Origin of the sequence: Thioclava sp. F28-4 (assembly GCF_002020045.1) — a bacterium.
In the GTDB taxonomy this organism is placed as follows: Bacteria; Pseudomonadota; Alphaproteobacteria; order Rhodobacterales; family Rhodobacteraceae; genus Thioclava; species Thioclava sediminum.
This window is the reverse complement of record NZ_MPZQ01000002.1, coordinates 552,092-575,195: the sequence shown is the minus strand read 5'-3', so window position 1 is coordinate 575,195 and position 23,104 is coordinate 552,092. Positions and strand designations below refer to the sequence as shown.

Annotated in this window: 18 protein-coding genes and 1 tRNA gene; 7 read left to right on the top strand and 12 right to left on the bottom strand. The window is 65.2% G+C overall.

The window, feature by feature from the left end:
- The first annotated feature begins 3 nt into the window (after nt 1–3).
- The 3 genes from BMI87_RS07490 to BMI87_RS07480 all read left to right on the top strand — a co-directional run bounded on the left by BMI87_RS07490 (nt 4) and on the right by BMI87_RS07480 (nt 1,564).
- A complete protein-coding gene (locus BMI87_RS07490; RefSeq protein ID WP_078520522.1) occupies nt 4–294 on the top strand; it encodes an RNA-binding S4 domain-containing protein in 291 nt (96 codons plus the stop codon).
- A 101-nt stretch (nt 295–395) separates the two neighbouring features.
- Nucleotides 396–734 carry a ferredoxin FdxA gene (gene fdxA / locus BMI87_RS07485; protein ID WP_078520521.1) on the top strand — a complete coding sequence of 113 codons (339 nt, stop codon included), beginning with the start codon at nt 396–398 and terminating at the stop codon, nt 732–734.
- 320 nt (nt 735–1,054) lie between these two features.
- On the top strand, nt 1,055–1,564 hold the full coding sequence (locus tag BMI87_RS07480; RefSeq protein ID WP_075774088.1) for a CarD family transcriptional regulator: 510 nt from the start codon (nt 1,055–1,057) through the stop codon (nt 1,562–1,564).
- Nucleotides 1,565–1,642: 78 nt separating this feature from the next.
- On the opposite strand, the gene BMI87_RS07475 is transcribed toward BMI87_RS07480, so the two are convergent.
- From BMI87_RS07475 to BMI87_RS07460, 4 genes are all read right to left on the bottom strand, one after another.
- Entirely contained in the window at nt 1,643–3,535 is a 1,893-nt protein-coding gene (locus BMI87_RS07475) for a monovalent cation:proton antiporter-2 (CPA2) family protein (protein WP_078520520.1), read from the bottom strand.
- 120 nt (nt 3,536–3,655) lie between these two features.
- On the bottom strand, nt 3,656–6,949 hold the full coding sequence (locus tag BMI87_RS22500; protein ID WP_078520519.1) for a hypothetical protein: 3,294 nt from the start codon (nt 6,947–6,949) through the stop codon (nt 3,656–3,658).
- 220 nt (nt 6,950–7,169) lie between these two features.
- A complete protein-coding gene (locus tag BMI87_RS07465) occupies nt 7,170–8,453 on the bottom strand; it encodes an O-acetylhomoserine aminocarboxypropyltransferase/cysteine synthase family protein (protein ID WP_078520518.1) in 1,284 nt (427 codons plus the stop codon).
- 88 nt (nt 8,454–8,541) lie between these two features.
- Entirely contained in the window at nt 8,542–9,546 is a 1,005-nt protein-coding gene (locus BMI87_RS07460) for a hypothetical protein (protein ID WP_078520517.1), read from the bottom strand.
- A 56-nt stretch (nt 9,547–9,602) separates the two neighbouring features.
- Between BMI87_RS07460 and BMI87_RS07455 the strand changes: the two genes are divergently transcribed.
- Nucleotides 9,603–10,019: a hypothetical protein gene (locus BMI87_RS07455; protein WP_246832663.1), complete on the top strand. Its 417-nt coding sequence runs from the start codon at nt 9,603–9,605 to the stop codon at nt 10,017–10,019.
- A 78-nt stretch (nt 10,020–10,097) separates the two neighbouring features.
- On the opposite strand, the gene BMI87_RS07450 is transcribed toward BMI87_RS07455, so the two are convergent.
- Nucleotides 10,098–10,181, bottom strand: a tRNA-Tyr gene (locus tag BMI87_RS07450).
- A gap of 128 nt (nt 10,182–10,309) precedes the next feature.
- Here BMI87_RS07450 and rlmB point away from each other — a divergent pair.
- Together rlmB and BMI87_RS07440 are read left to right on the top strand one after the other, a co-directional pair.
- Entirely contained in the window at nt 10,310–11,083 is a 774-nt protein-coding gene (gene rlmB / locus BMI87_RS07445) for a 23S rRNA (guanosine(2251)-2'-O)-methyltransferase RlmB (RefSeq protein ID WP_078520515.1), read from the top strand.
- A gap of 193 nt (nt 11,084–11,276) precedes the next feature.
- The gene (locus BMI87_RS07440) at nt 11,277–11,696 is read left to right on the top strand and encodes a CoA-binding protein (RefSeq protein ID WP_078520514.1); all 420 of its coding nucleotides are present in this window, start codon (nt 11,277–11,279) and stop codon (nt 11,694–11,696) included.
- Nucleotides 11,697–11,838: 142 nt separating this feature from the next.
- On the opposite strand, the gene BMI87_RS07435 is transcribed toward BMI87_RS07440, so the two are convergent.
- The 5 genes from BMI87_RS07435 to trpS form a co-directional block, all read right to left on the bottom strand.
- Nucleotides 11,839–13,023: a DegT/DnrJ/EryC1/StrS aminotransferase family protein gene (locus BMI87_RS07435; protein ID WP_078520513.1), complete on the bottom strand. Its 1,185-nt coding sequence runs from the start codon at nt 13,021–13,023 to the stop codon at nt 11,839–11,841.
- A 102-nt stretch (nt 13,024–13,125) separates the two neighbouring features.
- Complete coding sequence (locus tag BMI87_RS07430; RefSeq protein ID WP_078520512.1) at nt 13,126–14,427, bottom strand: FAD-binding oxidoreductase; 1,302 nt, start codon at nt 14,425–14,427, stop codon at nt 13,126–13,128.
- Nucleotides 14,428–14,431: 4 nt separating this feature from the next.
- Nucleotides 14,432–15,787: a glutamine synthetase family protein gene (locus tag BMI87_RS07425; RefSeq protein ID WP_078520601.1), complete on the bottom strand. Its 1,356-nt coding sequence runs from the start codon at nt 15,785–15,787 to the stop codon at nt 14,432–14,434.
- A 12-nt stretch (nt 15,788–15,799) separates the two neighbouring features.
- Entirely contained in the window at nt 15,800–16,498 is a 699-nt protein-coding gene (locus BMI87_RS07420) for a type 1 glutamine amidotransferase (RefSeq protein WP_078520511.1), read from the bottom strand.
- A gap of 249 nt (nt 16,499–16,747) precedes the next feature.
- Nucleotides 16,748–17,788, bottom strand: a complete 1,041-nt coding sequence (trpS, locus tag BMI87_RS07415) for a tryptophan--tRNA ligase (RefSeq protein WP_078520510.1) — start codon at nt 17,786–17,788, stop codon at nt 16,748–16,750.
- A gap of 127 nt (nt 17,789–17,915) precedes the next feature.
- Between trpS and BMI87_RS07410 the strand changes: the two genes are divergently transcribed.
- Nucleotides 17,916–18,602, top strand: coding sequence for a rhomboid family intramembrane serine protease (locus BMI87_RS07410; RefSeq protein ID WP_078520509.1), 687 nt, complete (start codon nt 17,916–17,918; stop codon nt 18,600–18,602).
- 163 nt (nt 18,603–18,765) lie between these two features.
- Here the strand turns inward: BMI87_RS07410 and murJ are convergent, their stop codons facing one another.
- Both murJ and BMI87_RS07400 read right to left on the bottom strand, forming a co-directional pair.
- Nucleotides 18,766–20,319 (bottom strand): murein biosynthesis integral membrane protein MurJ, encoded by a 1,554-nt coding sequence (murJ, locus tag BMI87_RS07405; RefSeq protein ID WP_078520508.1) that lies wholly within the window; start codon nt 20,317–20,319, stop codon nt 18,766–18,768.
- 1 nt (nt 20,320) lies between these two features.
- Nucleotides 20,321–23,083 carry a [protein-PII] uridylyltransferase gene (locus tag BMI87_RS07400; protein WP_078520600.1) on the bottom strand — a complete coding sequence of 921 codons (2,763 nt, stop codon included), beginning with the start codon at nt 23,081–23,083 and terminating at the stop codon, nt 20,321–20,323.
- Nucleotides 23,084–23,104: the final 21 nt, after the last annotated feature.

Here is a 23,104-nt window from a genome sequence, read left to right as displayed (position 1 = left end):
GCCATGGCTGACGCGCCCGAGCGCATCCGCATCGACAAATGGCTCTGGCAGGCGCGGTTCTGTAAGACCCGCGGCCTCGCGCAGGAGCTGGTGCAGGGTGGCAAGACGCGCGTCAACGGTCAGCGCATCGACAAACCCGGCCGGGCGATCGGGCCGGGCGATGTGCTGACGCTCAGACTTGGCAAGGGGCAGGACGCGCGGATCTGCGTTTTGCGGGTGCTGGACTGCGGCACGCGGCGCGGTCCGGCGGTCGAGGCGCAGGCGCTTTACGCATTGCTCGAACCGGACGGGTAGGCTGTGCGGAATGCCGCAGCGAAAAGCTCGGGCTCTCTCTTGAAAGAGGGGGCATCCCCCGCTAGGACGGGTCAGGAAGCTGTTCAATCGGGGTTTCACCAATGACCTACGTCGTTATCGATAACTGCATCAACTGCAAATATACCGACTGCGTCGAGGTCTGCCCGGTGGATTGCTTCTACGAGGGGGAGAACACGTTGGTGATCCATCCTGACGAATGCATCGACTGCGGCGTCTGCGAGCCGGAATGCCCCGCCGATGCGATCCGTCCGGATACCGAGCCGGGAATGGAATCCTGGGTCGAACTCAACCGGAAATATTCCGAGCTCTGGCCGGTGATCACCCAGAAGAAAGATCCGATGCCGGATGCCGAGAAACACGACGGCGAGAGTGGCAAGCTGGAGAAGTATTTCTCCGAGGCGCCCGGCGAAGGCGACTGACGGGTCGGTGATTCTGACCAATTTGCCCGATTCTGAGCGAATTGGGGCGGTTTACGCTGCGGCAAAGTGTCAAAATGCGCCGCATAACCCACTGAAATCGTGTGATATTACACATGCGCGACAGTAACGCGCTTTGAAATGCACGCGTTTTTTGCTATATTACTGTTACAAAATGAGTTCGACCCCACCTTTTGCGTCGCCTGCTCGCCCGCAAAAGAGATCTCGTGACTGACTGACGAACGCGGAGCTATTCAGCCCCGTGGGCGTCGTATGCTCGCTGGATACCGGGGTTCGTGACCGGCTGCAAGGAAACGAACCGCATGACCAAGACCAAGAAGACCGAATTCCGCCCCAATGATTTCGTCGTCTACCCGGCGCATGGCGTGGGGAAAATCATGTCCATCGAAGAACAGGAAATCGCCGGGCTCAAGCTCGAGCTTTTCGTGATCTCCTTCGAAAAGGACAAGATGACCCTGCGTGTGCCGACGCACAAGGCGACCGAAGTCGGGATGCGCAGCCTCTCCTCGCCTGACATGGTGACCAAAGCGCTTGAGACCCTCAAGGGCAAGGCGAAGGTCAAGCGGGCGATGTGGTCGCGCCGCGCGCAGGAATACGAACAGAAGATCAACTCGGGCGACCTGCTCGCGATCGCTGAAGTGGTGCGCGACCTGCACCGCAGCGACGATCAGCGCGAGCAGTCCTACTCGGAGCGTCAGCTCTATGAAGCTGCACTCGAGCGTCTGACCCGCGAAGTCGCTGCCGTTTCGGGCACCGACGAAGAGCGTGCCGCGAAAACCGTCGACGAGGTTCTGGTCGGCCGCGCCGCCTGATCCCGACACTAGCGGAACTTTTCCAACGCGAGGCTTGCGGGCCTCGCGTTTTTTCATGTGCGCAGGGCAGGGGGAGGCTCAGGCTTCGGGGCCCGTCTTCTCGCTGCCCGGTGCCTCGCGGTCGCTCTCGTCGCGCTCGCCGCGGCGGCGGAACTGCTCCATCATCGCAGCTTCCAGCTCGGCGTTGAGCTCCTTCGTGCGCGCGATGTAATCGGGATTCTGCTCCACCGGGACGCCCGGCTTCCAAACCTGCGCCAGATCGCGTACCGCGGCCCGGTCGAGCTTGAAGAACAGCTTCTCAAGCTCGGAGGCCTCGAAGGCCGAGAGCCCCGCATTCTCCAGCACGTAGCGCCCGGCGCGTAGCGAGCTGTCGAACATCTCGCGCACGATGTCATTCGCGCCCGCCCGATACAGGTCAAACACATGCGTCCGGTCGCGGGCACGCGCGACAATATGCAGATCGGGCCGGATCCGGCGCGCGTAGGCAACCAGTTTCGTGGTGTTCTCGCGCCCGTCCAGCGCCACCACCAGCACCCGCGCCTGATTGATCCCGGCAGCGGCAAGCAGATCGGGCCGCGTCGGGTCGCCGAAATAGCCCTTGAAGCCGAAGGTCCGCATCAGCTGGATCGTCTTGAGGTCGGCGTCCAGAACCGTCGTGCGCATCCCTGACATCGTCACCAGCCGGTTCACCACCTGACCGAAGCGACCAACGCCCGCGATGATGATCGGCTGCTGCTCGTCGATCGCGTCCGGGTCCGGGCCGGGGGGCTTGCGCAGCCGCAACCCGATCTGCTCGTGCAGGATGAACAGCAAAGGCGTGATCAGCATCGACAGCGCGATCACCACCAGAAGCTTCTCGGCCAAGGCGTTGGGCAGGATGCGTTGCCCCACCGCGAAGGAGACCAGCACGAAGCCGAATTCCCCCGCCTGTGCGAGGCTCAGCGTGAACAGCGAGCGATCCGGCCCGCGGATCTTGAACAGCACCGAGAGGCCGTAAAGCACCGCCGATTTCAGCGCGACCAGCAGGAAGACCAGCGCGAAGATATTGGCGGGCTGCGCGGTGATGACGTCGAAATTGATGCCCGCGCCCACGGTGATGAAGAACAGCCCCATCAGCAGCCCTTTGAAGGGCTCGATGTCGGATTCCATCTCGTGCTTGAACTCGCTATCGGCCAGCACGACACCGGCGAGAAAGGTGCCAAGCGCGGGCGAGAGGCCCACGAGGTTCATCAGGCTCGCAATGCCCACCACGATCAGCAGGGCCATCGCGGTATTCACCTCGCGCAGCCGCGCCCCTTGAACGAAGCGGAAGAGCGGGCGCACGAGGTAGTGCCCCATCAAGACGGTGAGGGCGACGGCTGCCAGCGTGATCACCGTGACGCCCCAGGCGGGCAGCGAGTCGATCAGACGCGCGACGACATGATCGCCATGCCCCGCCTTGGCCACTGCGCGCGCGCCGGGCAGCGCCAGAAGCGGCATCAGCGCCAGCATCGGGATCACTGCAATATCCTGCGTCAGCAGTACCGCGAAGGACGACCGCCCGCCCGCCGTCTGCATCAGCCGTTTCTCGTTGAGCGTCTGCAGCACGATCGCGGTCGAGGACAGCGACAGCGTCATCCCGATCGCCAGCGAGACGCGGAAATCCTCGCCCATCGCCATGACGATCGCCGTCACCAGCACCATGGTGACCAGCACCTGCAACCCGCCAAGGCCGATCAGCTTGTCGCGCATTGCCCAAAGCGCGCGCGGCTCCAGTTCCAGCCCGATGAGGAACAGCATCATCACCACGCCGAATTCCGCAAAGTGCTGGAGGTCGGTCATTTCCGCACCAGAGAGGCCCGTGGCGGGGCCGATCAGGATGCCCGCGATCAGATAGCCCAGCACCGAGCCGAGGCCCGCACGCGTAGCCAGCGGCACCGCGATGACCATCGCGAGCAGGTAGAACGTGGCTTGGAACAGAAAGCTTTCCATCGGCGGCTTACATCCTTGAGCGATGCGCGGGGAAGGCGCGCGACGCGGCTATTCCCCAGCGTAGTCCGGCGCGGGCGGTGCGCAAGGGCGCAGGGGAAAGAATGGTTGCGCCGGGCGCGGTTAGCCGCCTTGCAGCAGCTTCAGCGTCAGGTTGCGCGACCCTTTCTTGTAGGTCAGCGCGTTGGAGCCGATCTGCGTCACGCGCCCGCCATCCAGCCTGTCACCCACCCCCACTTTCACGAAACGCCCATTCGAGAGCCGCACCAGTGCGCGCCGGTTCGAGGACGAGCCATAAAGCCCGATCAGGTTGATCTTGCGCAGGTTGATCACATTCTCTTCGGTGGCCTGCCGGGCGACGGAGGCCGAGGTCGGCAGGCGTGGCGGGGCGGCGGTGGGCTCGGGCTCGTCGAGATCGGCGGGCCTCGGGTCGGGCACGGGTGTCGCGACCGGGGCCCGCGCGGCGGCTGCAACCGACGGAGCGGGTTCGGCGGCAATCGCGGCGGCCAGTGCGTTCTCGACCGAGCGGGAGAAATTGCGCGGCTTCGTCGGCGGGGGGGCGGAGCGTGCCACAGCCAATGCGGTAGCGCCCGCGAAGGGATCGGTGTTCTCGGCGACGGCGTCGTCTTGCGCCTGCACCGCTGCGGCGACCGCGTCCTGGATCGAGGTCGGGCGACGCTCGGGGCGGAGCGCGGCGAGTTCGGGGTTCGCGACCGCGGCGGATTCCGAAGCGGGCGCCTGCGTCGAGGCGAGCTCGGTCACGGCGTCGGGCCGGGCCGTCGGGCGCGTGGTCTGGAGTTCGGGGTTGGGCTGCAGCGCCGGGTCCAGCGCGCCTTGATCGTTCGGATCGGCCTGCGCGGCGGGATCGGTCTGCTCCGGCGCGGGGGCCGCACCGGTGAGGTCCTCGGGGCGGCTGGCCGGGCGGAAGCCCGAGAGCGAAGGGATCGCGCCCAGCGTGCCTTCCGGCGTGACCGGTTGCGTCGCGGCATAGGCCTGCGCGACCGCTTCAGGGCGGGAGCCCGGTGTGACGTCGGGCTCACCCGCGAAAAGCGTGAAGCCGCCCGGCATCTCGACCCCGTCTTCCGTCGGCGTGACGGGCGGGGTGTCCGGCGCCTGCGTCTCGCTTTGCAGCGTCTCGGCGCTTGGCGGATCGAGCGGCGTCGCGGTGAAGGCTGGCAGGTCGGAGGGCTGCGTCTCGGTCGTCGCGCTTTGCGCCTCGGTTGCGGGGGGCTCGGTGGCGTCACTCTGCGGGGCGTCGCTGGTCACGGCGTCCGCTTGGGTGTCAGGCGTGCGGTCCGTCGCCGCTGCCTGCGTATTCGGTGCGGTGTCGGCGGCCGTGTCTGCTGCGGTGTCGGGAGTGTCCGGCTGCGTATCTGCGGGCTGGTCTGCCATGCCCGTGTCGGCTGGCTGCGCATCGGTAGGCTGCTCGGTTGCAGCCGTCTCGGTGCCGGTCTCGGCGGGCGTCGCCTCGTTCGTCGCCGCGGTGTCGTCGGTCGCGGACGTGGCGGCCTCCTCGCTTTGTGCCGCCGGAGCGGGCTGCTCATCGGCAGGGGCGAGCGCCGCTACCTGATCGCTCTCGGGGGCAGGCTGTTCGGGTGCCGCGTCGGCTTGCGCCTGCGAGCCCGGCTCCGTGGCTTCGGGAGCGGCGGTCGTGTCGGGCGTGGCCGGTGCGAGCGCGGTCTGCTCAGGCGCGTCATTCGTCTCCGGGGCGGGTGCTTCGGCGATGGCGCCCGTTGGTGCGTCGACGGGAGCGGGGTCGTCGAGCAGGGTGGTCCAGAGCGCGATGATCGCCAGAACCAGCACCAGCGCGCCGGTGAGCATCAGCCCGAGATGGCGCGGCTTGCCGCCGGTCACGGGACGCTTGGTGCCGCCGAAAACGGTTTTGTCCTGCGCGCTCTCGACGATGGGGGCCGGGGTCGCGGTGCTCGGATCCGGCCCGTCCTTCGCCTCCTTGCGCAGCAGCGATGTCGCGGGTTTCGCGCCAAGCGCGCCCGTGCCGCCGATGCCCTTGCGTGCCGAGGCGCCCACGGGTTTGGTCCCTTTCGCTCCGGCTTTCGGAGCCGTTTTCGGCTCAAAACGCGGATCGGGCTCGTCGAAATCGAGGGTCGGTGCCGTGATCTTGGCGCTGCCCGAGGCGATCTCGCTGCGATCGGGCTGAGGGTGGAGCCGGGTGGCTCCGCCGAGCCGGGGGGGCGTCTCGTTCACGGTCACGGTGGTCGTGTGATCGCGGCGCGAGGCGAAAGCGGCGGCGATTACGCTGGCATCGGATTTCGGCAGATCGTCGTCGTCATCCTCGGATGTATCGTGGCTTTCGTCATCCGAGTTAGAGCTCGCCTCCTCGGGCTTTGCGTCGGGTTCTGTGGCGTCGGGCACGGCAGGGGTGGCGGCAAGGCCTGCCGCAGCCAACGACGCGTCCGAGGTGTCGTCAGTAGTGTCGGCGTCATCAATGCCCGTCTCGTTTGGCTCGGTCGCGGCGAATTCGACCGCCTCCGTCGCCTGGGTTTCCTCGGAGGCGACTTCGCCTGCCGCAACCGCTTCGGCAGCCTTGGCGGCGGGGCTTTCCGCGCCGGGCGTGTCGTCGCTCGGGGCTTCGGGCGTACCCGTATCTTGTGCGCCCGTTTCAGTCTCAGACAAATCGAGCAGATCGGAGAATTCACCCGGCTCTTCCGGCAGCGTGGCCTCGGGCTCTTCCGTCGAAGCTGCCTCCGACGGTTGGTCCAAGGCACTCAATTCGGCCAGCTCGGTTTCCGATACCGCGCTATCGTCGGCAAGCTCCGCCATGTCGCTTTGCGTGTCGGCGGGGTCCGCCTTAGCGGCGGTCACCTCCTGCGTCGCGGCTTCCGCCGACGCCTCGGTCGCCTCCTCGGACAGGTCGACGGCCACGATCAACGCGGATTTGTCGGGCTCGACATGCGCGCCTTCGGGGATGTGCTGCGCGACCGAGGAGGTCAGGCCGAAATGCGGCTCGCCGGGGAAATCGCCGGGCTCGGGGGCGGCGACGAAGCTGACCGGGTTGAAACCGTTCTCCTGCGCGAAGCTTTCGGCTTCCTTCAGCGTCTCGCGCGCGATCACGGCGACCTGCACGGTCTGGCCGGGGCCCGCGAAATCATAGACCAGCTCGCTGACCGGGTAGGGCGTCATGCCCTCCAGCGCGGTCTCAATCTGGGTCTTGCGCTGCGCGGGGCTGGGGCCGGGCGCGTAGATCGCGGTGTAGAGGATCTGCGTATCCGGCAGCACGAGCTTCGAGGTGAAGCCGCGCGGCGCCTGCGCCCGTGCCTTGTCGCGCAGGGCCGCGACCTCGGCCATCGGGTCATCGCCTTCGAGCGCGGCCTCGCCCAAAAGCGTCCAGCCCTCTTTCGCGCGGTGCACCAGAGCGATGCCATCATGCGAGAGGATCAATGCAAAATCGGGTTTCATGGGTACTGCGCGCGCCTCGGAGCGGTCCGGTCCAACTCTTCACATCTTCGTAAAGGAGATTCGATCTTCTGAAAAGCGTCGCGACCGGGGCGGAGCGGGCAATTGCCGGTTTTCCACTGTTTCGACGGCGCAGCCGCAGCGAGCGCCGGAAGAAATGTTCGAAATGCAATGAGAAGTGGTTTGAATGGCGCGCCGGTATCGCGGCGCGCCATGTTTGTTATCAGCTGGTTGCGGCGCTCAGCGCCTGATCGAGATCGGCGATCAGGTCGTCGACATTCTCGATGCCGATCGACAGGCGCACCACGTTCGGCGCGGCCCCTGCGGCGATTTGCTGCGCTTCGGTCAGCTGGCGGTGCGTGGTCGAGGCCGAGTGGATGATCAGCGAGCGCGCATCGCCCAGGTTCGCGACATGGCTGAACAGCTTGAGATTGTTCACCAGCTTCACGCAGGCGTCGTAGCCGCCCTTCACCGCGACGGTGAACAGCCCGCCCGCACCTTTCGGCGAGATGGTCTTCATCCGCTCATGCCAAGGCGAGCTTTCCAGCCCGGCATAGGTCACGTAGTCGATGCGCGGGTCCTTCTCGAGCCATTCGGCCACGGCCTTGGCATTGGCGTTGTGCTTGTCCATCCGCAGGCTCAGCGTCTCGATGCCCATCAGCGTGTAATGCGCGCCTTGCGGGTTCATCGTCATGCCGAGATCGCGCAGCCCCACGGCGATCGAGTGGAAGGTGAAGGCCATCGGGCCGAGCGCCTCGTGGAACTTCAGCCCGTGATAGGCGGGTTCGGGTTCGCTCAGCGAGGGGAACTTCCCGCTCGCCGACCAGTCGAACTTGCCGCTATCGACGACGCAGCCGCCGGTGACGGTGCCGTTGCCGGTCATGTATTTCGTCAGCGAGTGGACCACGAGCGTCGCGCCATGTTCGATCGGGCGGCACAGGTAGGGGGTGGCCAGCGTGTTGTCGACGATCAGCGGCAGACCGACCTTGTCGGCCAGTTTCGCCACCGCCGGAAGGTCGGTGATGTAGCCGCCCGGATTCGAGATCGACTCGCAGAAGATCGCGCGGGTGTTCTCGTCCACCGCCGCTTCCAGCGCGTCGAGATCGTCGAAATCGACGAAGGTGCAGGACCAGCCGAAGCGTTTGATCGTGTGGCTGAACTGGGTGATCGAGCCGCCATAGAGCCGCGTCGAGGCCACGATATTCAGCCCCGGCCCCATCAGCGGGAAGAGCGCCATGATCTGCGCCGCGTGCCCCGAGGAACAGGTGACCCCGCCCGCAGCACCTTCCAGCGCCGCGACGCGCTCGGCCAGTTTCATCACCGTCGGGTTGGTCAGGCGCGAATAGATGAAGCCCACTTCTTCGAGGTTGAACAGTCGCGCCGCGTGGTCGGCGTCTTTGAAGGCATAGGATGTGGTCTGGTAAATCGGCACCTGCACCGCGCCGGTCGCGGGATCGGGCTCGGCGGCGGCGTGAATTTGCAGCGTGTCGAAAGCGTAGTCGGACATGGTCTGGGGCTCCTCTTCTCTCGCCGAGACGTTAGCTGCGCGAAAGAGAGCCGACAAACACATTCGTTTTCGGTAATGAGAGCGTGGCTCAGCGCATCCAGAGCTTCGCGCGTTTGATCCGGTTGCGCAGCGCCTTCTCGTGGCGCGGCATCCCTTCCTCGGCGATGATCGCGCGCAGTTTGCGGCCCTTGCCCTGATAGATCAGCTTCTTCGCAGGCTCGTAGGCCTTCAGCACCTTCTTGATCTTGTTCGGGGCTGTCAGCGCCTCGACCGTGTCGATCACGGTGTCGTTTTCGCGCGCATACATCAGCGGCAGGGCGCGGTAATGGCAGGTGATCTCGCCGTCGAGCCCGTCGAGCTCCGGCCCCGGACGCCCGCCGCCGAAGGAATGGATCACCAGCGGCAGCGCCACCTGATCGAGCCACGGGTCGAGCGACTGGCAGGCCAGTTCATCGGGGGCATCGTCGCGGATCTCGCGGGCGTAACGCAGGAAGCGCGCGCCGAATTCGACCGGGTCGGCGCCGAAGAACCAGCCCGCGTTGAAATACATGTAGCGCCGCCAGTATTCGTCTGGCTGGCTCAGATCGAGCGTCTCCTCGAACCCGTCCAGCCTGAACTTGTCGTAGAGTGATTTCCAGATGCCCGCGTAGCCCGGCCCATATAGCGGCGGCTCGGGCCATGTGCCGGTGCGCCGCATCGACGCCGAGGGGCGGTCGAAATCGAAGCCCACCTGCGACAGCGGTCCGGTGAAGACCGTATCGGTGTCGAAAAAGACGAAGGGCTCGCCTTCGGGCAAGGCGGCGAGCGCTTCGATCTTGTTGCCATAGGGATAGGACTGGCCGAAGACCTTCGACTCGAAGGGCACGACTTCCGCGCCCGCGTCTTCTAGCAGCGCGCGCACCGGACCGGAAATCCGCGTCTCGTCGGACCAGCGCGGCCCGGGCTGCGGTTCGGCTATCAGCAGGCGCCCTTTGAACTCCGGATTGGCCGCGCGAAAGCTCAGCGCGAAAAGAATTGCCTCGAATTCCAGCCGTCCCGCCTGTGCAACACAGAAGATGTTATAGGGTTGTGAAGTCCGGGGGGTCGCCGCCATACTGCCGCCTGTCGGAGGGTTTGGTGCAGTATAGCGAGAAAGTTCAGGGGTAAAAGGTGATACGGATAAGCAAGTTAACTGCGTTGGCGCTGTGTGGCCTCGTGTCGAGCGGCCCCGTCGCCGCGCAGAATTTCACCACCGCCGCCGAAGTACGCCCGATTCTCGGTATGACCCGCGATTCCTGGGTCGCGATCCGGGAATATGGCGGGAAGGATCTGGTCTATTTCACCCATCTTTTGGCGTGGCGCTGCGGGCTGAGCGAGATTCGCTATGGCTTCAATGGCGCGCCGCCGAGCAAGTCGTTCAAGATGGAGAAGTGCCACGAAGGCACGGCCCAGCCCAACGCGATCACGGGCGATAATGTCTATGTCAGCCAGCCGCAGGGCGCGGTCTCCGAAGTGCGGGTGAAGCTGATCTATGATGACGGCAGCTCGGAAGAGGCGCGGTTTAACCGCAAGGCGGTGCTGCAGTAAACGGCGCAGCGAATGCGCGTTATTCAACGCAGCGGCCCCCGTGGGAGCCGCGTGTCACCAGTTCCTTAAGAGGGGAAGTGGTGGGTGACCCTGGAATCGAACCAGGCGTGGGTCGCCCCGGCGGAGTTACAGTCCGCTGCCGCACCTTGCAGCACGTCACCCGACGCTGGGCGGGAGATACAAAAGGGGGCGGGAGGCGTCAAGAGAGAGTTTGCCGAAAAATTGCCCTCCGGATCAGAGCTTGCCAAACGAGGCCATTCCGCGCAGGTAGGGGCCAAAGGAGACCCGCGATGAAAAAGCCAGTCTGGGTGATCGAAAAGGAACGTGCCAAGCGCGCTGCGGCCGCCGAGACCGTGTGGCTCTTCGGCCTGCATGCGGTGCGCGACGCGCTGCAAAACCCGATGCGCGAGCGGCTGCGGCTGGTTTGCTCCAAGAACGCCGCCGACAAGCTGGCCGAGGCGATCGCGGTGTCCGGCATGGAGCCCGAGATCGTCGATGTGCGGAAGTTCGACAAATTCGTGCCGATCTCGACCGATTCCGTCCACCAGGGCGCGGCACTCGAGGTGAAGCCGCTCGATTGGGGCGCGCTGAAGGATGTCTGCTACGATGCGCGCCGCGTGGTGCTGCTCGACCGGGTGACCGATCCCCATAACGTGGGCGCGATCCTGCGCTCGGCGGAGGTCTTCGGCGCGGCCGCCGTGATCGCGCCGCATCGCCATTCCGCGCCTGAGACCGGTGCGCTGGCGAAAACCGCCTCCGGTGCGCTGGAGCGTCAGCCCTATCTGCGGGTGAAGAACCTCTCGGATGCGATGGAGGAGCTGCGCCAGATGGGCTTCCGGCTGATCGGGCTTGCGGGTGAAGCCAAGATGTCGCTCGAAGACGGGCTGTCCGAGGCGGGAATGGAACCGGTTGCACTGGTTCTGGGTGCCGAAGGGCCGGGGCTGCGCGAGAAAACCCGTGAAACCTGCGACCGTCTGGTGCGAATCCCCTTCGCGGGCGAATTCGGGTCGCTCAACGTCTCGAACGCCGCCGCAGTGTCTCTTTACGCATCCGCAAGCCGCTGACGGTCACAAAATCGCGATTATGAGGGTATGGACCTTAAAAGTGGTGAGATGCGTTCCTATCTCACTGTCAGAGGCGCAGCTTCGGAACCGCCGCGCCTCTAGTTCACTGTCCCTCGTTCCGCCACTATTGCGCCCAGCCTTTAAGGCTTGGGCGCATTTTTCTTAGAGGGCTGCGACAAAGTAGAGGTTTCAGATGCAAGACGAGATTCGCGACATTCTGGGCAATGCGAAGGTGATCGCCGTGGTCGGCATGTCCCACAAGCCGGAGCGCCCCTCCTATGGGGTCGCGCAGTTCCTGCAGTCCAAAGGCTACCGCGTGATTCCGGTCAACCCCGGCCTCGCCGGGCAGGAGTTGCTGGGCGAGACGGTCTATGCCGATCTCGGCGCAATCCCCGACGAGATCGCGGTGGATATGGTCGACGTGTTCCGTCGCTCCGAGGCAGTGCCTGAGGTCGTGGATGAGGCCTTGGCACATCTGCCGCATCTCAAGACCATCTGGATGCAGCTTGGCGTGTCTCATGACGCAGCGGCCGAGACGGCGCGCGGGCAGGGGGTCAAGGTCGTGATGAACCGCTGCCCGAAGATCGACTATCCGCGCGTGATGGCCGGGTAAGGCGGGGGCTCTGCCCCCTCGGCCTGACGGCCTCACCCCCGGGATATTTTTCCAAGAGCGAAGGGGGGCTGTGCGCCCACCGTCTTCGCTCTTTCCAAATATCCCGGGGTGAATTTCCGTCAGGAAGGAGGGGCAGCGCCCCTCAGCCTTTAACGACTTTGACCGCCTCGAGGATCGTATCGACGATGTAATCGAGATCGGGCTGCTTGAGCCGTGCGGGCAGGCGGGTATCGCAGGCGCGCATCAGCATGGCGCGGGTTTTCGGCAGCTCCGGTACGTCACCGAGGAACTGCCAGTTCCAGAAGGCGCGCGCGTTGTCTTGGCTGAGGCCAAAGACCTGCACGCTGACACCGCGGGCTTTCGCCTCCGATTGCAGCTTGCGGGCCTCGTCGTCGGACCAATCGCCCGCAAGGTTGAACTGCAGCGAATCCGGGGCGCGGGTTTCGGGGCCGAGCGGCGGCGGCACGTCGAGCCAGTCGCTCGTGTTAAGTCGCTCGGCGACATAGTCGTGGTTTGCGCGGCCATCGTTCACACGGCGCTCCACTTCCGCGATCTGCGGGCGGATGACGGCGGCGGAGAGGTTCTGCATCCGGCAGTTATAAAGCGGCAGCTTGTTTTGCCAGTGATGGAAGCTGTTCTGCAGGCCGGGATGCTTCTTCCAGTTATGCTCGTAGGCGCCCGACATGATCACCGCGCGGGCGGCGAGTTCCGGATCGTCGGTCAGGAGGATGCCGCCCTCGCCCGCGTTGATCAGCTTGTAGGACTGGAAGGAGAGGCAGCCGATCTTGCCGATCGTGCCGATCTTCCTGCCATTCCAGAGCGTGCCGAGCGAATGCGCGGCGTCTTCGATCACCGGCACGTCCTTCTCGGCGGCCAGCCCCATGATCGTGTCCATGTCGGAGGTGTGGCCGCGCATGTGGCTGATCATCACCGCGTCGATGCTGTCGTCGAATTTCGCATGGAAATCGTCGAGGTCGATACGGAAGTTGGAGCCGACTTCGACCAGCACCGGCACGCAATCGGCATGGACGATGGCCGAGGGCACCGCCGCGAAGGTGAAGGCCGGGACCAGCACGCGTGCCCCGCGCGGCAGGTCGAGCGCCTTCATCGACAGGAACAGCGCCTGCGAGCAGGAGGACACGGCGACCGCGTATTTCACGCCCATGAATTCGGCGAATTCGGCTTCCAGCTTGGCGACCGGTGCGTCTGCGGAGGTGTAGCGGAAGAGGTCCCCGCTGGTCAGAAGGCGTTCGATCTCGGCTCGGGCGGCCTCGGGGATGGCCTCGGCGTCATAGCAATTCGGGGCGGTCTGTCCGTCACGCGGCATGGCAAGATATCCTGAAACTGACTTTCAGATTTCCTTTACACGAATGCCGCTTTTTGCGCCAATGAAGAATTCATGACCAAATTTGAGGCGGCGGTGGCTTGCCTAGATCCCCAGCTTGTCGCGCATCGAAAACCACGTCATCGCGGCGACCAGAAGCGGGCTGCGCAGGAGCGAGCCGCCGGGGAAGCCCGGCACGTCGAGGCTGGCCATCAGGTCGAAGCGCTCGGCCTGACCCGCGACGGCCTCGGCCATGATCTTGCCCGCCATCGTGCCCATCGCGACACCGTGGCCGGAAAACCCGCTGGCCGAGAACGCGTTTTTCAAAGGCCGCGCGAAATAGGGCATCCGGGTGCGGGTGATCGCGAGCGTGCCGCCCCAAGCGTAGTCGATCTTCACATCCGCAAGGGAGGGGTAGACCTCAAGCATCGGCTTGCGCACGGTCTGCACGATGTCGGGGAACTTGTAGCCATAGCTTTCGCCGCCGCCGAAGAGCAGGCGGTTATCGTCAGAGAGCCGCCAGTAATTCACCACGAATTTCGTATCCGCCACGGCGATATTCTCGCGCAGCACTTCGGCGACGCGCGGCCCCAGCGGCTCTGTCGCGACGATGAAATTGTTGATCGGCATCACATGCGAGGCCACGCGCGGGGCGAGGTTTCCCAGATAGCCGTTGGCCGCGAAGATCAGGTGATCGGCGTCGATATGGCCATGCTCGGTCTGCACCCGCACCGGCTCGCCGGGGCGGATGTGATGGACGAGCGAGCCTTCGTGGATCGTCACGCCCGCCTTGTCGCAGGCAAGCGCCAAGGCTTGCGCGAAGTTCAGCGGATGCAGATGCCCCGCGCCCCGGTCGATATCGCCACCCAGATAGGCCTCCGAGGGCAGGATCGCCCGCAACGCGTCGCGCGAGAGCGGCTCCACCTGATCGTAGCCGTAATCGCGGGCCAGCTTCTCCGCCATGTGATGCGAATGCGCGACCTCGGATTGCGTCCGGCAGGCATGGGCGATGCCGGGATGGAAGGTCACGTCCATCTCGTGGCGCGCGATCAGGTCGCGGATCAGCGCCTTCGCGTCCTCGCCGATATCCCAGAGCCTGCGCGCCATTTCGGGGCCGTGGGCTTTCTCCAGATCGTCCTGCTCCAGCCGCTGGCCCGAGCCGACCTGCCCGCCATTTCGTCCCGACGCCCCGAAACCCACGCGATGGGCCTCCAGCAGCCGCACCGAATAGCCCTTCTCCGCCAGATGCAGCGCCGCCGAGAGGCCGGTGAAGCCGCCGCCCACGACGCAGACATCCGCCCGGTGGCGGCCCTTCAACTCGGGCCAGCGCCGGTCGGTCAGCGCGGTCGCTGCGTAATAACTCGGCGCGTGCTCGCCCTTGCGGTCATTGGCGAAGAGCAGGTTCATCGCATCACACGTTCATCAGCAGATGCTCGCGCTCCCATGGCGAGATCACCTGCAGGAATTCCTTGTATTCGTTGCGCTTGACCGCCTCGTAGACGGCGCAGAATTCCGGCCCCAGAACATCGCGGATCGGCGCGCTTTCCGAGAAGAGATCGAGCGCATCGCCCAGATTCACCGGCACGTCCTCAGCCGACATATAGGCGTCGCCGAGACATTCAGGCTTCGGCATCTGCTTCTCCTTGAGGCCCAGATAGGCACAAGCGAGCGAGGCGGCGAGCCCGAGATAGGGGTTGCAATCCATCCCCGCCAGACGGTTCTCGATCCGTCGCGCCGCCGGGCCCGAGATCGGCACCCGCAGGCCCGTCGTGCGGTTGTCGCGACCCCATTCGAGATTTATGGGCGCTGCGAAATCCGGCACATAGCGGCGGTAGCTGTTCACGTAAGGCGCCAGCAGCGCGATCACCGCGGGCAGGTGCGTCTGAAGCCCCGCGATGCAGTGCAGGAAGGCTTCCGTCTCACCGCCATTCTCGTCCGAGAAGATGTTCTGGCCGGTCTTGGTGTCGATCACCGACTGGTGGATATGCATGGCCGAGCCCGGCTCGCCCTCGATCGGTTTCGCCATGAAGGTGGCGAAGCAATCCTGACGCAGGGCGGCCTCGCGGATCAGCCGCTTGAAATAGAAAATCTGGTCGGCCAGTTCGACCGGGTCGCCATGCGCAAGGTTGATTTCGATCTGCCCGGCGCCGCCCTCCTGCAAGATGCCGTCGATCTCGAAGCCCTGAAGCTCGGCGAAATCGTAGATGTCGTCGATGACCTTGCCGTATTCATCGACCGCCGACATCGAATAGGCCTGTTTCGCCGCCGCGCGACGGCCCGAGCGCCCCATCGGCGGGATGATCGGCTGGTTCGGGTCCACATTGCGCGCAACGAGGAAGAACTCCATCTCGGGGGCGACGACGGGCGTCCAGCCCTCTGCTTCATAGAGCGCGAGCACGCGTTTGAGGACGTTGCGCGGTGCGATCGGCACCGGATTGCCCTGCTGGTCCTCGACGTCATGGATGATCTGCAAGGTCCAGTCCGCCGTCCACGGAGCGGCCGTCGCGGTCGAGAAATCGGGCGTCAGGATCATGTCCGGTTCGGTGAAAGCGCCCGAGGGGTTGTCCGTCCACTCGCCGGTGATCGTCTGCAGAAAGATCGAGTTCGGCAGGAAGAACCGATCCTGAAACTTGAATTTCGACGCGGGCATCGCCTTGCCGCGCGCGACCCCTGCGATATCGGCGACGATGCACTCCACCTCGTCGAGACGCCGACCTTCGATGTAATCGCGTGCGGCTTGCGGGATACGGTCGGTCCAGTCCTTCATGTCGCTCATCGGTCAGCTTTCCGGGTGCGCGGGCACCCTTGTCTTGAGGAAGAAATCGGCGATGCGCTCGGCGATCCGGGACGCGCCGTTGGGCTGCCCGAGCCGCGTGCGGGCGGCCTGCATCAGGTCATCGGGCACGACGCCGCGCCCGCGTGTGTCCATCAGCCCTTCCACGAATGCGTCGGGAAATTCGGGATGGGGCTGGACGGTGAAGATCGTGTCGCCATAGGCAAGCGCGGGGTAGGCGCAGAAATCATTTTCGGCGATCGGCGTCGCGCCCGGCGGCAGCTCGGTCACCTGATCCTGATGCCACGCGTTGAGCGCGATCACCTCACCGCCGAAATCGTAATCCTGCGGGCCCACGGCCCAGCCGCCGGAGAATTTCTCGACCTTGCCGCCAAGCGCCTGCGCGATGATCTGATGGCCGAAACAGATGCCCACCATCGGCACGTTCTCGGTATGGGCGTCGCGAATGAACGTCTCGAGCGGCTTGATGAAAGGGTGATCTTCATAGGCCCCGTGGCGCGAGCCGGTGATCAGCCAGCCGTCGCAGTCATGCACGTCTTTCGGGAAGTGCATATGCTCGACGTCGTAGCGTTGGAATTCGAGGCCGCGCCCGGCGAGCAGGGCTTCGAACATGTCAGGATAGTCGCCCGCCTTGTCGCGCAGAACGTCGGGGGATTGGCCGGTTTGGAGGATGCCGATACGCATGGGAGGTCCGCTCGTAAGCTCTTGTTGCCGAAGCGTAGTGCGGGCCGTGGGCGGCGGCAAGGGGGCTCCGCCCCCGGCGCGTGCCGCGCCTCCCCCGGGATATTTCTGCCAAGAGGAAGATGCGTTTCGGCTTGGTTGAAATATCCCGGGGGAGGGCGAAAGCCCGAGGGGGCAGAGCCCCCTCTTCCTTAAGTCTTGTCGCCCTACGGCGAGGGGGCAGCGCCCCCTCTTGCTTTGGTTTTGTCGCGCTTAGCGCGAGCGGATCATCCCCATGATCTCGAGCGTCTTGCCCAAGATCGGCTGCGCGATCTCGTCGGCGCGGTTCGCGCCGTCGCCGAGGATATTGTCGATCTCGGAGGGATCGTTCATCAGCCGGGTCATCTCGTCCGAGATCGGCGCGAGCTTCGCGACTGCCAGTTCCGCCAGCGCCGGTTTGAACTTGCCGAAGCCTTCGCCGCCATATTCGCCCAGCACCTGCGTCGGCGTCATGTCGGCCAGCGCCGCGTAGATGTTCACGAGGTTGCGCGCCTCGGCCCGGTCCTTGAGCCCGTCGATCTCGGAGGGCAGGGGCTCGGGATCGGTCACGGCCTTGCGGATCTTCTTGGCGATCGTGTCGGCATCGTCGGTCAGGTTGATGCGGCTCGCATCCGACGGGTCGGATTTCGACATCTTCTTGGTGCCGTCGCGCAGGGACATCACGCGGGTGGCGGCGCCTTCGATCAGCGGCTCGGGGGCGGGGAAGAACTCGGTCTTGTAGTCATGGTTGAACTTGGCCGCGATGTCGCGGGTCAGCTCCACATGCTGCTTTTGATCCTCGCCCACCGGCACCATCGTCGCATGATAGAGCAGGATATCCGCGGCCATCAGCGCGGGGTAGGCGTAGAGGCCGAGGCTGGCCTTCTCGGCATTCTTGCCCGCCTTGTCCTTGAACTGGGTCATCCGGTTCATCCAGCCCAGACGCGCGACGCAATTGAATGCCCAGGCCAGTTCGGCATGGGCCGAGACCTGGCTTTGGTTGAAAAGGATCGAGCGCTTCGGATCGACGCCCGAGGCGATGAAGGCGGCAGCCGCCTCGCGGGTGTTGCGGCGCAATGCCTCGGGCTCCTGCCAGACCGTGATCGCGTGCAGGTCGACGAGGCAGTAGATCGTCTCGATCCCTTCGTCCTGCTTCTGGGCAAAGCGCTTGAGCGCGCCCAGATAGTTGCCCAGCGTCAGCCCGCCAGAGGGCTGGATGCCGGAGAAGATCCGCGGTTTGAAATTGGCGTTGAGGGGTTGCGCTTGCTCGCTCATCTGATGCTCCTGATCTGCGGGGGGTGGAAGCCCGCCATTGAGGATCTCCCGGGGTGGAAATCCGCTCTCCGCTCGCTTATCGCTAAAGCGCAAAGGGCGCAACTGAGCCCGCGAGCAGGAGAGCGATATGCGCGACGGCTATGACGAACACCCGATGAACCCGCTGCCGCCCGTGGTCTGGCTTCTGGCGCTGCCGATCATCGCGACGGAGCTGTTCTTCGCGATGGGCCAGTCGGGGCTGATCGGCGGGGCGCAGGCGGCGGGCTGGCGGCTCGACGCGCTGCAGAAATTCGCCTTCTCGCCGCAGGTGATGCGCGCAATGTTCGAAACCGGTCAATATCCGCCGGAGCAGATGATGCGGATCCTGACCTATCCTTTCGTGAACGCCTCGGTGACGCAGGCGATCTTCGTGCTCGTGTTCCTCTTGGCGCTGGGCAAGATGGTGGGGGAGATCTTCTCGGGCCTCGCCGTGGCGATCGTGTTCTTCGGCGCGACGATCCTTGGCGCGCTGGTCTATGCGGCGCTGCCGTTTACGCAGATCGGGCTCTATGGCGGCTATCCGGGCGATTACGGGCTGATCGGGGCCTTCACGTGGATCCTGTGGACGCGGCTGGGGCAGGAGAATGCGAACCAGCTGCGGGCGTTTTCGTTGATCGGGGCGCTGATGGGCATCCAGCTGATCTTCGCGATGATCTTCGGCGCGCGGCCCGACTGGATCGCGGATATCGTGGGCTTCGTGGCGGGCTTCGTGCTGAGCTTCTTCGTGGCGCCCGGCGGGATGCAGCGGACCTTGCAGCGGCTGCGGCGGCGGTGAGCCTTCCTGGCTCGGGGCGACCAGCCCCGGGCCGCGCCCGACCCTCCCGACGGGAGGGCGCATTGGCGATGTCGGTGCAGGCACGGATGACACACGGGCTTGAGAGATAAACTGCCTAGCCACCAGCGGTTCGGCGCGCCCACCCGAGGGTCGGGCGCGGCCCTTACGCCCCGCCCGGACCGCGGCGCATCGCACCTTTCAGATCGGTCATATGCATCGCGCCGATGGCGATAGCCGTGCCGAAATAGACGAGCATCCCGAACAGCACGAGCCCCAGCAGCGCCAGCGCGCGCAGGCCCGGAACGGCGAACGCGCCCGGCACTGCCCAGGTCACCGCCCAGATCGCAGCGCCCATCACCAGCGCCGCGATCACGATGCGGGGCAGGCGGCGGTAGAAACGGTGATCGAAGCTCGCGGCCTCGCCCATCGGGCGCGCGCCAAGCCAGAGCTGCGCGACCATCGCCCAGGCGGCGAGTGTCGTGCCGATGGCCGCGGCGAGGTAGCCGACCACGAAAGACAGCCCGATCGCCAGCACCGCATTCACCACCATCGCGACCAGCGCGTAGTTGAACGGCGTGCGGGTGTTCTCGCGGGCGAAATACAGGGGCTGCAGGACCTTTTGCAGCACGAAGGCGGGCAGGCCGAGCCCGTAGATCGCTGTGGCCCAGGCGGTGGCGATCGTGTCTTCATGGGTGAACTGGCCGCGCTCGAACAGGACCGAGACGATGGGTTGGGCCGCCACCAGAAGTGCTACGGCAGGGCCGACGGTGAAGAGGAGCGCGAATTCGCCCGCACGCGAGAAGGAATAGCGGCTGCCGGCCGTGTCGCCCCCGCGCAAGCGGCGAGACAGGTCAGGCAGCAGCACCACGCCGATCGCGATGCCCACCACGCCCAGCGGCAGCTGATAGAGCCGGTCGGCATAGTTCAGCCATGCGATCGCACCGTCGAAATGCGAGGCGACCTGACGGCCCACCAGCAGGTTGATCTGGACGACGCCGCCCGCCAGCATCGCCGGGATCGCGATGCGGATAAGGCGTTTCATGTCGGGCGAAAGGCGCGGGCGCTTCGGGACGATCTTGAAACCCGCGCGCCATGCGGCGACCCAGACGAGCGCCAGCTGCGCGACGCCCGCGACCGGGACGGCCCAGGTCAGCGCATCGCCCACCGGCCAGCCTGCTTGATCGGCCATGAGCATCGCGATGACGAAGGTGATGTTCAGCAGGACCGGGGCGGCGGCCGCGGCGGCGAAATGCCCTGCGGCATTCAGCACGCCCGACAGAAGCGCGCTGAGCGAGATGAAGAGGATATAGGGAAACGCGATCCGGCCATAAGTTGTGGCGATCGTGAACCGCTCATCGCCCGCGAAACCCGAGGCCATCGCCAGCACCAGCCACGGCATCGCCGCCGAGGCCACCAGCGTCAGCAAGATCAGCACAGAGGCCAATCCCCCCATCGCCTCGCGTGCGAAGCCCTGTGCGTTCTCGCCACCCTCCAGCTTCTTCGAGAAGATCGGGATGAAGGCGGTGTTGAACGCGCCCTCCGCGAAGAAGCGGCGGAACAGGTTGGGCAGCGAGAAGGCCACGAGGAAGGCCTCGGCCACCGGACCCGCACCCAGGTAGGCTGCGATCATCATGTCGCGCGCAAAACCGAGGACGCGGCTCGCCATGGTCCAGCCGCCCACCGTGAGGAAGCCGCGCACCAGCCGGATTGGTTTCATATTAGTTGCCCGCCCGTTTCGCGCCCGACGCGATGGCGTCCATCAGCTTCTTCTCGAGCGCCTCTTGGCGGGGTTTGGAATGCAGTTTCAGGCCGAACATGTCTTTCACATAGAAGCTGTCCACGACCTGCGCGCCATAGGTGGCGATCACCGCCGAGGAGATCGAGATATTGTTCGATGCCAACGCCCGGGTCAGGTCGTAGAGAAGGCCGGGCCGGTCGCGGGTATCGACTTCGATGATCGTGTAGATATCCGATCCTTCGTTGTCGATGGTGATATGGGTCGGGAACTTGAACTCGCGCTCACGCTTCTTGAGCTTGTCGCGATCCTTGAGCGCCTCGCGGGCGACGACCTCGCCTTTCAGCGTCTTCTCGATCATGCCGCGCAGGCGGGTCAGTTTCGACGCCTCATAGGGGTGGCCTTCGGCGTCCTGCACCCAGAAGACGGCGGTCGCATAGCCGTCCTTCGAGGTATAGGTGCGCGCGTCGACCACATTCGCGCCGACCAGCGCCAGCGCGCCCGAAAGCCGCGAGAAGATGCCGGGGTGATCGGCCAGCGCGAAGCTCACGCGGGTCGCGTCGTGATCGTCATCGGGATGCAGGTCGATGCGGATCTCGTCATCGCCCAGATCGCGCAGCAACCGCGCGAAGATCTCGTGATTGATGGTGGCGAGCGCTTGCCAATAGGGAGCGTAGTGCCGAGCCAGTTCGGCGCGGATCTGTGCCTTGTCCCAGTTGTCATCCGCCTCCAGCACCTCGCGCAAGGCACGCTTGGCCTCGTCGGTGCGCTGTTCGCGATTGACCGCTTCCAGCCCGTGCTCCAGCGCCATCGCGGTTTCGGAATGCAGCTTGCGCAGCAGGGTGGCTTTCCAGTTGTTCCAGACATTCGGGCCGACGCCGCGAATGTCGCAGACGGTCAGCACTGTCAGCAGGTCGAGCCGCTTGCGCGACTTCACGCGCTTGGCGAAATCGCGGATCGTGCGCGGGTCCGAGAGATCGCGTTTCTGCGCCACGTCGGACATCAGCAGATGGTGGCGCACCAGCCATTCGACGGTCTCGGAATCCTCCTGGTTCAGCCCCAGTCGCGGCGCGACCTTGCGGGCGATCTTCGCGCCGAGGATCGAGTGATCCTCGGGCCGCCCCTTGCCGATGTCATGCACCAGCAGCGCGACATAGAGGACCTTGCGATTGATGCCTTCTTCGAGGATGTGCGACGACAGCGGCAGATCCTCGACCAGTTCGCCGCGCTCGATCTGCGCGAGCGTCGAGACGACCTGAATCGTGTGCTCGTCCACCGTGTAGCTGTGATACATGTTGAACTGCATCATCGCCACGATCGGCTCGAATTCCGGGATGAAGGCGGCCAACACGCCCAGCTCGTTCATCCGCCGCAGCGCGCGCTCCGGGTTGCCGTGCTTGAGCAGCAGGTCGAGGAAGATGCGCTGCGCCTCGCGGTTGTTGCGCACCTTGTCGTCGATCAGGTCGAGATTGGCAGAGACGAGCCGCATCGCGTCGGGGTGGATCAGCATCCCCGAGCGCAGCCCTTCCTCGAACAGCCGCAGCAGGTTCACCGGATCGGAGAGGAACGCCTTCTCGTCGGCGACATTTATGCGGCCGTTCTCTTCGCAATAGGGGGCCTTCAGCTTGCGCCGCCTGCGGAAAATCCGCTGCAGCATCGGCGCGCTTTTGACGTGCTGCGCTTCGAGCTTGGTCAGGAAGATGCGGGTCACGTCGCCCACGGCGGTCGCGTGGCGGAAGTAATCCTGCATGAAGACCTCGACCGCGCGGCGGCCCGCCAGATCGCGGTAGCCCATGCGCTCGGCCACCTCGACCTGCATGTCGAAGGTCAGCTGATCCGAAGCCCGGCCCGAGATCAGATGCAGGTGGCAGCGCACCGCCCAGAGGTAATTCTCGGCCTCGTGGAAGGTCTCGTATTCCTCGGGGGAGAAGGCGCCGATCTTCATTAATTCGCGGGCGCGGCCGACGTGATGGATATACTTGCCGATCCAGTAGAGGGTCTGCAGGTCGCGCAACCCGCCCTTGCCCTCTTTCACATTGGGTTCGAGCACGTAACGCTGCCCGCCCTGACGTCGGTGGCGCTGCGAGCGTTCCTCCAGCTTGGCCTCGATGAACTCGGCCTCGCTGCCCTCGAAGAGATCGTGACGAAGCCGGAGCGACAGCGCCTCGGCCAGCTTCTCGTCGCCGCCCACGCAGCGATGTTCGAGAAGGGCGGTGCGGATCGTGATGTCCTCGCGCCCGAGCCGGATGCAGTCGTCGAGCGTGCGGGACGAATGCCCCACCTTCAGCTTCAGATCCCAGAGCATGTAGAGCATCGACTCGATGACGCTCTCGGCCCAGGGGGTGACCTTGTAGGGGGTGAGAAACAGCAGATCGACATCGGAATGCGGTGCCATCTCGGCCCGGCCGTAACCGCCCACGGCGAGCACCGCGAAACGCTCCGCCTCGGTGCGGATGCCGCTGGGGTGCAGACGCTGCGTCGCGATGCGCAGCACCGAGCGGACGATGCCGTCAGTCATCTGGGCATAGGCTTCGACCGTGTCGCGCGCGGCGCGCGGATGGGTCTCGAAATCGGCCTCAATCGCGGCGGCGGCGGCGCGGCGCTCCTCGGAGAGGAAGGTCACCGTCGCGGCCCGGATGTCCTTCGGGTCGCGCATGTCAGAGGTCGCTGCGTCGAGCGCCTCGAACAAACGCTGTTGATTTAGAAGGAGGGGCGCCCCGGTCGATGCCGGGGCGGGGTCTGTCATGCTGGTCACTGCGCAGTCTTG

Coding starts and splice junctions, on each gene's coding strand:
- BMI87_RS07490 (WP_078520522.1), top strand. CDS start 4: ATGGCTGACGCGCCCGAGCGCATCCGCATCGACAAATGGCTCTGGCAG.
- fdxA (WP_078520521.1), top strand. CDS start 396: ATGACCTACGTCGTTATCGATAACTGCATCAACTGCAAATATACCGAC.
- BMI87_RS07480 (WP_075774088.1), top strand. CDS start 1,055: ATGACCAAGACCAAGAAGACCGAATTCCGCCCCAATGATTTCGTCGTC.
- BMI87_RS07475 (WP_078520520.1), bottom strand. CDS start 3,535: ATGGAAAGCTTTCTGTTCCAAGCCACGTTCTACCTGCTCGCGATGGTC.
- BMI87_RS22500 (WP_078520519.1), bottom strand. CDS start 6,949: ATGAAACCCGATTTTGCATTGATCCTCTCGCATGATGGCATCGCTCTG.
- BMI87_RS07465 (WP_078520518.1), bottom strand. CDS start 8,453: ATGTCCGACTACGCTTTCGACACGCTGCAAATTCACGCCGCCGCCGAG.
- BMI87_RS07460 (WP_078520517.1), bottom strand. CDS start 9,546: ATGGCGGCGACCCCCCGGACTTCACAACCCTATAACATCTTCTGTGTT.
- rlmB (WP_078520515.1), top strand. CDS start 10,310: ATGAAAAAGCCAGTCTGGGTGATCGAAAAGGAACGTGCCAAGCGCGCT.
- BMI87_RS07440 (WP_078520514.1), top strand. CDS start 11,277: ATGCAAGACGAGATTCGCGACATTCTGGGCAATGCGAAGGTGATCGCC.
- BMI87_RS07435 (WP_078520513.1), bottom strand. CDS start 13,023: ATGCCGCGTGACGGACAGACCGCCCCGAATTGCTATGACGCCGAGGCC.
- BMI87_RS07430 (WP_078520512.1), bottom strand. CDS start 14,427: ATGAACCTGCTCTTCGCCAATGACCGCAAGGGCGAGCACGCGCCGAGT.
- BMI87_RS07425 (WP_078520601.1), bottom strand. CDS start 15,787: ATGAAGGACTGGACCGACCGTATCCCGCAAGCCGCACGCGATTACATC.
- BMI87_RS07420 (WP_078520511.1), bottom strand. CDS start 16,498: ATGCGTATCGGCATCCTCCAAACCGGCCAATCCCCCGACGTTCTGCGC.
- trpS (WP_078520510.1), bottom strand. CDS start 17,788: ATGAGCGAGCAAGCGCAACCCCTCAACGCCAATTTCAAACCGCGGATC.
- BMI87_RS07410 (WP_078520509.1), top strand. CDS start 17,916: ATGCGCGACGGCTATGACGAACACCCGATGAACCCGCTGCCGCCCGTG.
- murJ (WP_078520508.1), bottom strand. CDS start 20,319: ATGAAACCAATCCGGCTGGTGCGCGGCTTCCTCACGGTGGGCGGCTGG.
- BMI87_RS07400 (WP_078520600.1), bottom strand. CDS start 23,083: ATGACAGACCCCGCCCCGGCATCGACCGGGGCGCCCCTCCTTCTAAAT.